At 46.8% G+C, this 14,008-nt stretch carries 9 protein-coding genes; 2 read left to right on the top strand and 7 right to left on the bottom strand.

Features of this window, described 5'->3' with window-relative positions:
• Positions 1–65: 65 nt before the first annotated feature.
• Both O9139_RS04090 and O9139_RS04085 read right to left on the bottom strand, forming a co-directional pair.
• A complete protein-coding gene (locus O9139_RS04090; RefSeq protein WP_270878178.1) occupies positions 66–755 on the bottom strand; it encodes a response regulator transcription factor in 690 nt (229 codons plus the stop codon).
• Entirely contained in the window at positions 752–3,982 is a 3,231-nt protein-coding gene (locus O9139_RS04085; protein ID WP_270878177.1) for a response regulator, read from the bottom strand. The genes O9139_RS04090 and O9139_RS04085 overlap by 4 nt, the downstream gene beginning before the upstream one ends.
• A 380-nt stretch (positions 3,983–4,362) precedes the next feature.
• Here O9139_RS04085 and O9139_RS04080 point away from each other — a divergent pair, with 380 nt between their 5' ends.
• A complete protein-coding gene (locus O9139_RS04080; protein WP_270878344.1) occupies positions 4,363–5,430 on the top strand; it encodes a PAS domain-containing sensor histidine kinase in 1,068 nt (355 codons plus the stop codon).
• A gap of 39 nt (positions 5,431–5,469) precedes the next feature.
• Here the strand turns inward: O9139_RS04080 and O9139_RS04075 are convergent, their stop codons facing one another.
• From O9139_RS04075 to O9139_RS04065, 3 genes are all read right to left on the bottom strand, one after another.
• Positions 5,470–7,866: an EAL domain-containing protein gene (locus O9139_RS04075; RefSeq protein ID WP_270878176.1), complete on the bottom strand. Its 2,397-nt coding sequence runs from the start codon at positions 7,864–7,866 to the stop codon at positions 5,470–5,472.
• A gap of 20 nt (positions 7,867–7,886) precedes the next feature.
• Positions 7,887–9,062 (bottom strand): beta-ketoacyl-[acyl-carrier-protein] synthase family protein, encoded by a 1,176-nt coding sequence (locus tag O9139_RS04070; protein WP_270878175.1) that lies wholly within the window; start codon positions 9,060–9,062, stop codon positions 7,887–7,889.
• 210 nt (positions 9,063–9,272) lie between these two features.
• On the bottom strand, positions 9,273–9,491 hold the full coding sequence (locus tag O9139_RS04065; RefSeq protein ID WP_270878174.1) for a hypothetical protein: 219 nt from the start codon (positions 9,489–9,491) through the stop codon (positions 9,273–9,275).
• Between the two features lie 239 nt (positions 9,492–9,730).
• Between O9139_RS04065 and pdxR the strand changes: the two genes are divergently transcribed.
• Positions 9,731–11,164 (top strand): MocR-like pyridoxine biosynthesis transcription factor PdxR, encoded by a 1,434-nt coding sequence (pdxR, locus tag O9139_RS04060; protein ID WP_270878173.1) that lies wholly within the window; start codon positions 9,731–9,733, stop codon positions 11,162–11,164.
• A 368-nt stretch (positions 11,165–11,532) separates the two neighbouring features.
• Here the strand turns inward: pdxR and O9139_RS04055 are convergent, their stop codons facing one another.
• Positions 11,533–12,375, bottom strand: a complete 843-nt coding sequence (locus tag O9139_RS04055; RefSeq protein ID WP_270878172.1) for a GNAT family N-acetyltransferase — start codon at positions 12,373–12,375, stop codon at positions 11,533–11,535.
• Between the two features lie 96 nt (positions 12,376–12,471).
• The gene (locus tag O9139_RS04050) at positions 12,472–14,001 is read right to left on the bottom strand and encodes an amino acid permease (protein WP_270878171.1); all 1,530 of its coding nucleotides are present in this window, start codon (positions 13,999–14,001) and stop codon (positions 12,472–12,474) included.
• Positions 14,002–14,008: the final 7 nt, after the last annotated feature.

Raw genomic sequence — 14,008 nt, 5'->3', positions numbered from 1 at the left:
AATGAATAAAGAGGACAACCTAAGCCATCCATATGGCTGTTAGGTTGCCCTCTATGTGCGCACTATTATGCTTTCGCAAACTTGTATCCGATTCCCCAAACCGTCTTGATCATCTGCGGATTTTTGGGATCCTTTTCAATCTTATTTCTGAGCTTTGTAACAAAAACATCGATGGACCGTTCGCTCACCTGTGTGTCACTTCCCCGTAAATACGTAATCAATTCTTCTCTGCTGAACACTCTGCCAGGATTATTATTAAACAAATACATAATCTCGAATTCGGAGAACGTCATCTCCACATCTTTGCCGTCGACGCTGATTGTACGCAATGCTTTGTCGATGCTAATGATGTCATCGACCTTCCCCGGGCTAAGCGGCTGAATAGGTTCATAGGTGTGATTCGCTCTTCTCATTTGCGCGGCCATTCTGGCCTCCAGCTCTTTCAAGCTGAACGGCTTGCATAAATAATCATCTGCACCAGCCAGCAAAGCATTGACGCGATTCATAATATCTGTGTTCATAGAAATCATAATAATAGGCACCGTGGAAAAATCACGTATTTCTTTACATACATCAATCCCGTCAATGTCTGGCAAAATACAGTCGGTAATGATAATTTCCGGATTAAACACTCGGATAATATCCAATCCTTGACGTCCATTCTCCACTCTTTCCACCTTATGATCTTCATCGGTCAAATACATCGCAATCATATCACCGATAATCGTTTCATCTTCAATTAAAAGTACTCTCATGAATCAGATCCTCTCCATTCATCAGATATTGATTGTAAGGAAGCAAGAACGGTTTGCAGCTCTCGTTCCAGCTGATTAGCAGCAGTTTCATCATCTTCGCCTTGTACAATGGATTTCTCTAATGCGGCAGTGGCGTTAAACAACTCGGAGGCGGAAATATTCGCGGCAACTCCTTTGAGCGTATGGAGCAAGTATTGGGCTTGAACGCGGTCATTCTGTGCTAAAGCTGCCCGCAATTGTTCGATAAACAGGCTGTACTCCCGTTGAAACTTGCTAAGCATGTGCCAGACAATGTTTTCTTTGCCGCCGACTCTAATCCTAATCGCTTCGATATCGATACCTTCTATTTGACTATAGCCGCTATGCTTCAAGGAAACTTGGTGAGTAACGTGCTTGTGAATAGCTTCCAGAAGCTTTTCAATTTCAAGCGGTTTCGTTAAAACATCATTCATCCCAATCTGCTCGTACATCTCATAATCTTCCTTCACGACGCCGGCCGTTAGCGCGATGATCGGCAGCTTATCATAACGGCGATCGGCCCTGATCAGCCTGGTCGCTTCAATGCCATCCATCTCAGGCATATGAATATCCATGAGGACGATATCCCATTGCTGAGCTTGCAGCTCCTCCAGCACCTCCAAGCCATTATTGGCAATAGTTACGGAGTAGCCATGCATCGTTAAATATTCCGTGACGACAAGCTGATTAATTTCATTGTCTTCAGCCAGCAGGACCCGATTCCCTTTCACCGTTATAGGAGGAGGAAGCTGCTTCACAGGGGCGGAATCGCTGTTCATCTCGCTCCTAAGCAGCTTTTTCAGCGTTTGATACAAGCCGCCGCGGCAGACCGGCATGAGCAGAATCGCATCCGGCTGCGCATGATCCGGCCATTCTTGCTGCACGCGATCGCAAATGATCGGTGTGGCCATCATCACATGTTTGCCGCCGCTAGAACTAACTCGATTTTGGAAGGCTACCCAACCATGGAAATCGATGTATTCTTCCGCACCCAAATCGCTGAGAATGACATCGTATGGCGCCTGACCGATATCACAAGTCTTGTAATCGGCGCATGCATTGACCTCAAGGTTCATCGTTTCCAGCATGGTGCATAAGCTTTGTCTAACTAACGGGTTGTTTTCCACAACCAGAACCCTCTTCCGCGGAAGTATCAATCCATTGGCAATTGGCTCTGCTGAATTCCGGGAACCGATAGTGAATGGTAAAATAAAGGAGAACTTGCTCCCTTTCCCCGGCTGGCTCTCCACGTCCATCGTCCCACTCATCAAATCAACAAAATGTTTGCAAATGGATAGGCCAAGTCCTGTTCCTCCGTGCTTATGCATCCTCGAATATCCGAGCTGGGTAAATGGCTTAAATAATTTGCAGATTTGTTCTTTCGTTAAACCGATTCCCGTGTCCTCAACGGAAAATTCCACATAAATCAGCTCATCCTCATGACGGACAGGCTCTACTTTAACGAAAATATATCCCTGCTCTGTAAACTTGATAGCATTATTGATCAGGTTGATCATAATTTGCTCGATTCGCAGAGAGTCGCCAATGAGCGTTTCCGGTATATCCGGAGAAGTGTCGATAATGAATTTCAGCTGCTTTTGCCCGATTAGCGCACTTAACATATCGGATAATCCCTGCATCATTTCGCAGACGTTAAATTCTTCTTGATCCAACTCAATTTTGCCGGATTCGATTTTGGAGAAGTCCAGCACGTCGTTAATAATGCCCATCAGTGTGTGAGACGAATATAAAATTTTGTGTAAATAATCCTGCTGCACCGGAGACATCTCCGTTCGTTGTAATAACTCCGAAAGACCGATCACACCGCTTAACGGCGTGCGGATTTCATGGCTCATGCGAGCCAAAAATTCACTTTTGGCCTGATTTGCCTCGTCGGCTTCCTTTCGTTTCTTGATATCCGTGACATCGTGCATCGTGCAAGTGATTCCAATGATCGAATGATTCATATAGAACGGACTCAAGATGACATTGAAATCGATCTTTTGAACCTTTACATGCAGACTGCACTCAAAATGCTGTGCCGTGCCCATTTGTACCGCTTGATCAAAGTAATAAGCGAAAGCATGAATGTGCTCCCCTGAAGGAAAAACCTCATCTAAGCGCATGCCAAGAATCTGACGATCTTCCATCTGACAAATCTCTCGAACCCGTTGGTTGACGGACGTAATCTTGCCATCAATCTGTAAGCGAAAAATCAAATTATAAGAGCCTTCGACGATTGAACGATATAACTCTTCACTTTCCGCGAGCTTTTCTTCCGATCGCTTGCGCTCCGTTATTTTGGTTACTGACCCGATGATCGCCTGTACTTCATTCTCCTCATAAATCGGCTTTAATGAAATGATCACCGTATGATTGGCTATATTGGCTTCAAAAGATACAGGTTGTCCTTGCCAAGCCTTCTCCATCTCTGTGTCTAGAAGTTTGTGCAGCGTCGGTGTATACATACGACGAATATGCTCGACAGACCGGCCTACCAAATTCTCGGCAGGGATTCCTAGTTCCCGCGATAGATCCCCGCCGGCAAAGTCGTAGACATCCTTGCCATTTTCTTTGACCACCTTGTACGTCAACCCAGCTTGCGATTGAAGAATTTCCAGCAAATCCATCTGCAAGACGTCAAATTTCTGCTTCAACAGCTGTGAATTGATTAAGTAATACATGACAAATGCGACAAAAACACCGCCTATTTGAAATGTAATGATATACGGAATAATTTGGTAGGTTAATGAAAACTGCATGGATAGCAAGTACAGAAAAAGAATAATACTCGCACTAGACACCGCGACGAGCCAGAAGGCCCAGTATTTCGTGACATAGCGTTTCGCTACAATACTGGTGATACAAATCATCAAGAGCGTAATCGCAGCTTTAATCATAACTTTTGCGGAAAAAGCGAAAAATAAACGGGTCAAAATAATGATGATAGCGGAGACGAATGCTGAGAGCGGACCTCCCAAATAAGAAGCTACTAGGATCGGGAATGCTCTGAAGTCAATAATGAGAGATTCTTCAATATGAATGCCTGCACACATCAGGATCACGCCCGCAACGCCTTGAAATAGTCCAATCTTCCACTTGTAACTCCAAGAATTTCGGATAACAGGTTTGATTTTATAGATGAAGGCTACAGAGAAGAACATGAAGATGGTGATTAAGCAAAAGTTTAGAATCAGATCCCTAATCATACTCCGCCCCCTCGCATTGTTATAATCGAATTTAGAAAAACAAATGAAATAAAGTTATGTTCTCTTCATTATGGAATTTAATAAACAATTAACAATTAACTGTTTATAATTTTAAGACTTCTTACCGCTAATTTGTATCAGGGACTCTCCTGATCTTTATAAATAAAGGTGAATAGGGATAGAAACGTTATAATGTTATAATTATTGCTGATATTTTTCATTTCAATTAAGGGAATTCCCTGATTCGTAGAATGAAAATAATCGTATATAATGAAAATTAATGAATTAATAGATAATATTAGAAAAATATTAGGCGGACGTATTGAAAGGATGGTTAGCTATTGGTTAATCAATTTGATTCACAGATCTATTCAAACTTAATGGGGCCTACAATTATCAGGCTGCAAGAGTATCTTGATGAGCATATTCAAAATCCCGACCATCGCGAGCGTTTAAAGAAATCACTCCGGCATTTAGCCGACGTTAAATTTGCTCTGGACGAGTCCTCTATTGTGGCCGTTACAGATCGTTATGGCAAAATTCAGTATGTAAACGATAAGTTTTGCGAGATTTCCAAGTACGAACGCAGTGAGCTCTTAGGCCACGATCACCGCATAATCAATTCAGGTTATCATAGCAAACCATTTATGAGGAACCTTTGGCAAACGATCACTTCGGGTAAAATATGGCATGGCGATATTAAAAACAGAGCCAAAGATGATACGTATTACTGGGTCCATACGACGATCGTGCCTTTCTTGGACGAAAGCGGTACTCCGTACCAGTATCTTTCGATTCGCAATGAAGTGACGGAATTGAAACGAGTCGAGGAAGAATTGCAGCAGATGATGACGCATGTCATGAAGGTGCAAGAGGAGGAACGGCGGCGATTTTCCAGGGAGCTGCATGATGGAATCGGGCAAAGTCTGTTTTCCCTGCTCGTACAGATGGATCGGTTGATCGGCATATCCGGAATTAACGAGCTGGAGGAACTGAGGACGACCGTGTCCACTATTATTGGCGACGTGCGCAGCTTAGCTTGGGAACTTCGCCCGTCCGTATTGGATGACTTGGGCGTCGTCCCTGCCATTCGCACTTATATTGAAAACTTCACTGAACATTATCATATCAAAGTTCATTTCCAGAACAATTTGCGGAAGCGGATCGAACCTAATAAAGAAACGACGATTTACCGTGTGATTCAAGAAGCTTTAACGAATATCGGCAAGTATGCCGATACAGCTGAAGCATGGGTAAAAGTTCAGGATCTGGAGAGCAGCATTCATGTCACCATTGAAGATCACGGCAAAGGCTTCACGAAAGTCAATAATTTGGAAGGGATCGGGCTGTTCAATATGGAAGAAAGAGCTCGTAGTGTCGGCGGCCAGTTCTCCATCCAAACCGAGATTGGCAAAGGAACGAAAATTCATTTGATCGTCCCCTGCTAAAAAAGCCGCTGATCCGAATTGGATCAGCGGCTTATCCTATTAGCAAAACTGTGGATTTTCGCGCAAGATGACTTCGAAATGCTGCGTGCTGAGCGGTTTGCTGAATAAATAGCCCTGCAGCTTTGTGCAGCCATGTTGGCGAAGAAAGTCGCATTGGTCATCCGTTTCGACGCCTTCAGCGACAATTTCAATCTTAAGGCTGTGAGCTAGAGCAATAATAGCTTTTAGAATCCCTCGTTGATCATGGTTTTCTTCAATATCAGCGACGAAAGACCGGTCTATTTTCAAAGTATTGACAGGAAATCTCTTTAAATAATTGATAGCCGTATACCCTGTGCCGAAATCATCGATCGAAAAGCGGATTCCCATGCTGCATAAGCTTTTAATTTTGCTATCGACGTTATCCTCGCCGGTAATCGCGACATTTTCCGTAATTTCAAGATACAGATACGCGGCATCCAGTCCCGTATCATCCAGCACGCGCGTAACAGTTTCCACAAAGTTATGCTTCTTGATCTGGCGTGGCGAAAGATTGACGGAAACGGCTAAGGACGGCAGCCCTGCTTCCTGCCATGCCTTCGTCTGTTTGCAGGCCTCGCGCAAGGCCCATTCCCCGATCGGTACGATCAAGCCGGTCTCTTCCGCAATGGGAATGAATTTCTCCGGCGAGATGAGGCCTCTGACCGGATGCCGCCAGCGCAGCAGAGCTTCCATCCCGCTGATCATTCCCGTTTCTGCATGGATGATTGGCTGATATTGAAGCTCAAACTCCTCGCGCGCCAGCGCTTTATGTAAGCTGTTCTCCAGCTCCAGGAGCCCCGCTCCCGCTTCTTCCAACTCCGGCGTAAAGAGTTGATAATTGTTTTTACCGAGCTCCTTCGCCCGGTACATCGCAATATCCGCGTGCTGAATCAGAATCTCCGGCGGCGTGTCGTCGAGCGGATGCAAGCTAATCCCGATACTCCCGGTCACATACATTTCATATCCGCCGAGAGATAGCGGCTCCGAGATTACATCTAAGATTCGTTTGGCCAGAGCAATCGTTTCGCCGCTATGTTCGAATTCCGTCAGCAGCAGAATGAATTCGTCCCCTCCCCAACGCGCCACCATATCAGGGCTATGCACACATGACGCCAGACGCTTCCCGATTTCTTTCAGCGTTTCATCACCAAAATTATGGCCTAGCGTATCATTAATATTTTTGAACCGATCCAGATCGAGAAACATCACGGACAAATTTTGCTGCTGAGCTTTGGCATGAGCAATCGCATCTGTCAATCGCCGCCAAAATAACGACCGGTTCGGCAGCTTCGTTAATAAATCATGGTGGGCTTGGTATTCAATCATCTCCCCAGCACGCTTTAATTGGGTAATGTCCGTCATAATCGTGAGAAGATGCGGTTCATTCCATAGCGTAATCGGAATTTTGGAAGATTGATACCACCGTGCTTCGTCACCAGATCCGATTTGAACCTCAGGAATAAACAGATCGTTGAAAGCGTTTAGCGCCTCTGCATCCGACGCCATATGCCAATTGGCCACTTCCTCCGTTGCGAGTTCCACTTCACGCTTTCCGATGGCGTTTTGAATCGTTGTCCCGTAGAAGGAAGCCATGGATTGATTCAAGTCCTTGATCACGCCTTTGCTGTCTTTCACGGAAATGGAGCTCGGATTCGCATCCAAAATTTTACGTAAGAACGTCGTTTGTTCGTTGAGCGTCAAGTTCATCACTTTGAGAAGCTTCGCATTCATATGCGTAAACGCGGAAAAAATACAAATTGAGAAGATAAGGCAAGCGATTCCGCTCGTAAAAAGTGCTATCGCTTCATTCGTATTCAATATGGCAATAGCATATAAGAGTGTTGTGGAACCGAAGAATTGCAGCAGGAAAGACCGCGTCACCTGATCCTTCACTTTCACGCTGACGAAAAAGCTGCAAGCGATAATAATGACGTAAAGACCAAGATGAAGCATGAACATCCATGCCCATGGTCCGTAGGTCGGGTAATAGAATTCAATAAATCGTCCTTTAAAAATCGGGTGAATGTTCTGAATGCCTTTATCCGTCCAATTGGTTAAATAGACGAAAACGCTCCAAGCATACAAGAGGATGAGCACTTTCCGATTCAGAACATACGGCATCCAGCGGCTGCGGTTGGTGAGCGCCAAATTTTTAAATACGAAGTAGGTCACGCCGTAAAAAGAAGGGATGACCATAATGGTCCCAATTCGCAGCAGCCGGAAGAGCATTTCTATGGTTGTTGTTGACAATAAGTTTTGTCCATAGAGAACAGCTACATCCAATTGCCAAATACTGATCCAGCCGAGCACGATACAAATCGATAAGGTCAGTTTCATATTTTGGAAAAGCACAGCTGTCACAATACCGAACACAAGCGGCGCGAAGGCAATGATCAGCATAATAAAGAATGTCATCGTTACCACCATTTCAATTTTCAATATTTAGAAATCAATAAACAGGAATTATTGCCGCCAAAACCATGTGACGTAATGGCAACGGATTGGACGTGCCTGCGCATCGTTTCAAACACAATCGGCAAGTCTTCGAAGCCGCATCCGTTAGAACGGGTCGTCGGCGGAATGAAGCCGTCCCTGATACTGATTAGCGCTGAGATAGCTTGCATTGCGCCGGCTGCACCAAAGGGATGACCGATCATGCCTTTAATCGACGTAATGGGCACGGATGCATCAAACAATTGCCGATGCACTTCTTTTTCCACGTTATCATTGGAGTCTAGTCCGAGCGCCTGACTATTGACGTATGTAGGCATTTGTCCCTCCATCAGCTCGCGCATCGCTTCGATCATCCATGTACCCGACAGGTCCGATTTATAAATGGAGAGACCGTCATTATTCGAGCTTCCCTTCGCAACAATCCCCTGCACAGCAATTTCACGCTGCAATGCATCCGCTTCGCGCTCCAGAATCAAGACCCCTGCTCCCTCCGAAAATACGAATCCATCACAATCCTCTTGAAAGGGACGACCGAACGCTTCCGCTGTTCCGTTCATATCATTCCCTTTATAGAAGCTATATATCGCAAATGGAGTGATAGGCGCCTCGGCGCCGCCGACCATGCAAATGTCCGCTTGTCCCGTTTCGAGCAGCAACTTCCCCATGACGATCGCATCGGTACTGGCCGTGCACCCATTCGTCAGGGTTAGCGTCAAGCCATTTAGGCCAAAATGCGCGGTAATCGCCGATGCTCCGCTGTGAAAGTTAGAAAGCCCTGCGGATAAAGGCGGAAATTGCGAGCTATTGCCGGCTGAACTAAATGCTGCGCCTTTCTCAATGTCGATTAACCCGCCTGTCGAGGTACCGATAATGACAGCTACACGCCTACCTTGCATCTTTTCGCGGAGTCCCGCCATTTCCACAGCCTCCACAGCAGCCAGAAGTGCCAGACGAGCAACCTTGGGATAGGATCTATAGTTTTTGCCGTCGATTCGGTGTTTCGTATGCGCGATTTGCCCGCAAAGAATATCCGTCTCGTTCGGGCCTATTTTCTGACAAATGTTTAGCGTACAAGTACCGTTCTCTAAAATTTGTTGAAATTGCTTGGTATTATCAATCATTGGACCTTTCATTCCGTACCCGGTAACGACAATCATTTCGTTTCATTCCACCTTATCACCCAACGATGGATGCATATCTAAAGACTTAGTTCTTCAAGATTATAATAAGTACAAAGTACTAATATACACCTTTTCGATAGGCTTACCAAGAGAAATAATTTTCCTAAACTAGTAGTTGCTCCTTGCTCGCACAGAAAAAGCCTGTATTCACTTCGGTGAATACAGGCCCCTTTACCTATTTTAAACTTAACCTACAAAATTTCTAATAAAAGCGACTAACGCTAATATTCCTGCTGCTATTGCAATGACATAGAGCGCGGTTAGGCGAATCCATTTCACACCTGTATGCTGAAAGTAAGTTTGATCGCCTTCACGATTCTTACGGGAAAATCCAATCATAAATGTCGCTACAAGACCAAATAATAATACAATTGAAAAGATTGCATAATAAATGTACAGATTCATTTGAAAGACCCCTATCATAGAGTATTGTCTACCTCTTTGAATTCGATTATATAAGAGAACGGCTGAAAAGACATCATCCACTTTAGGAGAATGCATACCAACCACTTAATCTCGTTACCTCAGCTTCATGTTCAAGGAATTGTCATGGTTCAGTTGCAAACAGGCGGCTATCCCGCCGATTATCAATGGTATGATTAGGAACATGAGCATGATGTTACGAAATGAAGAACGGAGATATTATGTGGAAACCCGATCGTCAAAGTAAAAAACCTTTATATGAACAAATCGCCGACCATCTGCAGCAGCGGATCGCATATAGTGAATTTCCACCTGGCAGCTTGCTCCCGTCCGAACGTAAATTGGCTGAGCAGCTCGGTGTGAACCGCAGCACGGTCGTTCAGGCTTTTGCCGAGCTTAGGTCTATTGGCATTATTGAGAGCCAGACCGGCAGCGGCACGCGGGTCAGCATGAGCAAATGGGGCGCTACACCGAAGTATACACCAAATTGGAATCGCTATGCAGAAAGCGGAAATTTTCTGCCCAATCCAGCTTTTCTGCGCAGAATCCGCGAAGCGCTTAATCAGGAGCCTTCTTTGATCGATATGGCGAGCGGTGATCTGGCAGGAGATATGGCGCCGATCCATGAAATTACGAAATTGATGAGTGAGAATCAATACGCTTCGTATTTGGGCTATGACAATCCGCAGGGGTATATTCCGCTTCGAGAGGCGCTGGTCACGTTCCTGGATAAGTACCGCAGCATCCCGTCGACGCCCTCTTCTATCTTGATTACGTCAGGTTCGCAGCAATCGTTATTTTTGATCACCCAATGTCTCTTGTCGCCGGGAGATGCGGTTGCGATTGAAGATCCGTCGTACTGCTATTCATTGCCGATGTTTCATTCCGCCGGGCTTCGGCTGTTCCGGCTGCCTATCGAAGAGAGGGATGTATATCCCGAAACGATTCGAAACTTATACAAAAAGCATCGCATCCGGATGGTCTTCCTGAATCCCAACTTCCAGAATCCGTCGGGAACCGTATTTAATGTGCAGCGGCGCAAATCATTTCTTGATGCAGCCAGCGAGTTGGGGTTGCCGATTGTGGAAGACGATCCATTCAGCTTAACCGCCTACAACGGCCCTGTCCCCCCGTCACTCAAAGCGATTGACGCGAACGGGACGGTTATTTATATCGGATCCTTCTCGAAGATCGCCGCATCGGGTATGCGTATTGGCTGGATGGTCGCGCCGAATGCCATTGTGGAACGGCTGGCCGATGCCAGACAGCAGATGGATTTCGGACTTAGCGTCATCCCGCAGCAAGTCGTGGCACAATTTATCAACTCCGCCTACTTTGAGCCGCATCTTGAACGCTTGCGCATGCAGCTGCAATTCAAACGTGATTTGCTAATCGAATCCATCGAGAATGAATTGCCGGGCTTGATGACGTATGAGGCGCCCAAAGGCGGATTGCATTTGTGGTGCAAGCTGCATCCGGATGTCCAGGATGGCAAACTGCTGGAGGAAGCGATAAAGCGCGGGATGGTTTTTGTCCCTGGCAGCGTGTACGGCTCGGATGCCAGCTATGTGCGTTTCAACTACGCCAGAGCCAAGGCGGATGAGATTGGTCCAGGCATCGCCAAATTTGCGGCTGCACTGCGGGAGCTGATGTAGCTAGACACGCGCTCCAAGCGCTGAGTGGCGGTAGGTAAAGCAAATAGCGGAAGGGTCCTTCCGCTATTCCGTCTTTTGTGTCCTGCGCGGGCTTTTAAAACAAATCCTTATTTTTCTTCCAAAACATCCACCCAGCTACGAACATAATAAGCATTAATACATGAATACCGATTACGAATGTCCATATACCAAAGGGAGTTCCCATCATTCATCACCTGATCCTTAAGGTTTATTGGAACGCTGAACGCTATACCCTCATAGTAAACATACCTCCCTCTTTTGTCGCCATCCATTCACTCGTTATTATTCCCCATCCATGTTCATTAATTTGCTACAAGATTTTCATGGAATGTTCACGCCACACCTTGTCATTGAAAAAGCAAAACGACTGAATCCATAACTGGCTCATAGCCGATCTCCATATAGATCTTGTTAGACGTCGGGTTGCTAAGATCCGTGTACAAGCTGGTCGATTTATACCCGTTATCAAGCATCTGCTGCGTCAACGCAGCCACACAATCCGCGGCGTATCCTTTTTTTCGTTCGCTGACCGGTGTGTACACATAGCTAATGGTGACATTAGTCCGCGTCGGCCGCGTGCCATTCGCCATGGAAACGAGCTTCCCATCCACTTCCCAGCCGGCCAAGAGACCTTTTTGAATCAACAATGCCGTCCGTTTTGCCGCCTCTTGTTCACTCATGGCCTGATTCGTTTCTATGCAAAATTGATAAACCCATTCCCGGATCGTCGGAAGATCCTTCGCGGCAATTGTCCGAAGCCTCCCCGGACTCAGCGGCTTTCGCTTCAAGGTTTCCAATTTATAAATGCGTTGGTTCATAAATACGGCAGCCGGTATCCCGCCGCGAAAATGTGTGATCGACGCAGCGAGCTCGCTCGTCGCTTGCTTCTCTCCAATAAATCCCGGGATGTCCGGCAGACTGCGATGCAAGCTTTCGCCGACCGAGCGAATGTCCTCCGAAGTCAATTGCACATATCGCGATAAAATAATTTGATGAGGCTGCGTCTGCAGCAGTACAAGCCCTATAGAAGCCCCTTTATATACCACAGCCATATAGTAAATCTTTGCTTCCTCGGTCAAAGCTTGCAAGACCCCAAGCACTAAGTTGTTTTCCGCTTCCGCTTGTTCGAGGAAGGGAATCACTTCCTTTTTAAAAAGTGAAAGATCGTCAAATTGGATCAATCGGATCATACGAAACCACCCCCACGAATATGTACGCCAACGAACAAAAAAAGTTCTTGGCCCGGCAACCAACCGGCCGTCAAGAACTTTTCAAGTGCTTCTTAATTACTTTAACTCAAGCTCCTGCTCGCGGCGTCTGATTTCCTCGATGGACGTGTTCAGCGCTGCTTGTGGCCCTGGGAAGTGTTTGCGATAATAGGCCAGATCCATGATGATCAGCAGCACGAGCATGCCGCCAAGCGCATAGCCGGCCATTTGATTCGGCGGAATCACCATGACGATACAGATGAACACGATCCAAATCAGCGACACGACCGAGATGAAATCGCTATATTTGCCAAGGTTCCACGGCCCTAGATGCTTCGCTTGGAACGTTCCTTTTGACTTGGCGATGAGCTTCAAGAGAATCGGTATGCCGTATGCGACATAAAGTCCCACCACGCTCACAGCCGTAAGGAAGGCAATCGTGGTATAGGTGGCATCGGGATTGGCCATTTTGATCAAATAGTCAATAAATGCAAGCAGGAACGAGAGAATGACGGCAAGCCAGATTGCTTTGGCCGGGGTGCGGAATTTGCGGGAAATTTGCGCCCATTGACTGCTGAAAGGCATTCCTTTATCCCGTGAAAAAGCGTACATCATTCGCGAGAACGAAGTGATGGAGGAAAGCCCGCAGAACCACATGGCGGCCGTGACCAGCCAGAGAATGATCGAGCCGAACGTGCCGCCAAGAGCCTGGCTAATAACATAAATAAAGGCGTTGTCTGAGCCCGTCGCCGCCGCCGCGTCCTTGATCGACAGTGTCACGAAGGCCAGCATAATAAAGCCGAAGACGAAGGAGTAGGCCACGGAGGTAAAAATGCCCCACGGCGCGCGAACACGCGGATTGACAGTTTCTTCAATCGTGTGCGCGGAGGCGTCATAGCCGGTGAATGTCCACTGGGCTTGGAGCAGCCCGATGAGGAAAGCCATCAAGTAAGGCTTGTCGGAGAAGGTTTGACCGACTTTGAACAAATAATCAACGCTGTTCAGACCGCCTTTTGTAAAAAACGCCAAAGAGACGACCAGCACAGCAACAATAGCGATATGGTACCAAGCGGAAAAATCGTTTAGCTTGGCGACGATGCGAATGCCAATATGGTTCAAAATTCCGTGCGTCAGCAGGATCACGGCGAAGGCGATGAGCACCGTCGTGTTGCTCGACTCGTAGCCGAAGACGCTGGCCAGAAGCGGATCGGCAAACAGCGCCACCGAATAATCAATTCCGGCGACGATGCCGATTTGGCCGATCAGGTTGATCCAAGCGGTGTACCAGCCCCAGCGCTTGTTTTTCAAGATCGCCGCCCAGTGATACAGTGCACCGGCTGTCGGGATGGCCGAAGCCAGCTCCGCCATCGCCGCAGCAATGAACATGACGAACAAGGCGACGATCGGCCAGCCGAACCCCATCATGCCGGGGCCGCCATACGTCAGGCCATGCCCGTAGAGCGATACGGCGCCTGTCAGAATCGAAATGATCGAGAATGAAATCGCAAAGTTGGAAAATCCCCCCATGCTGCGAAGCAGCTCCTGCGCGTAGCCAAAGCGGTTCAAGTCCTGTTTATCCTTCTCGCGGTGGTCAACATGTTGGCTCATGGTTTAA

Source organism: Paenibacillus aestuarii, assembly GCF_027789125.1.
Lineage (GTDB): Bacteria > Bacillota > Bacilli > Paenibacillales > NBRC-103111 > Paenibacillus_E > Paenibacillus_E aestuarii.
This window is presented reverse-complemented; position numbering and strand designations above follow the sequence as displayed.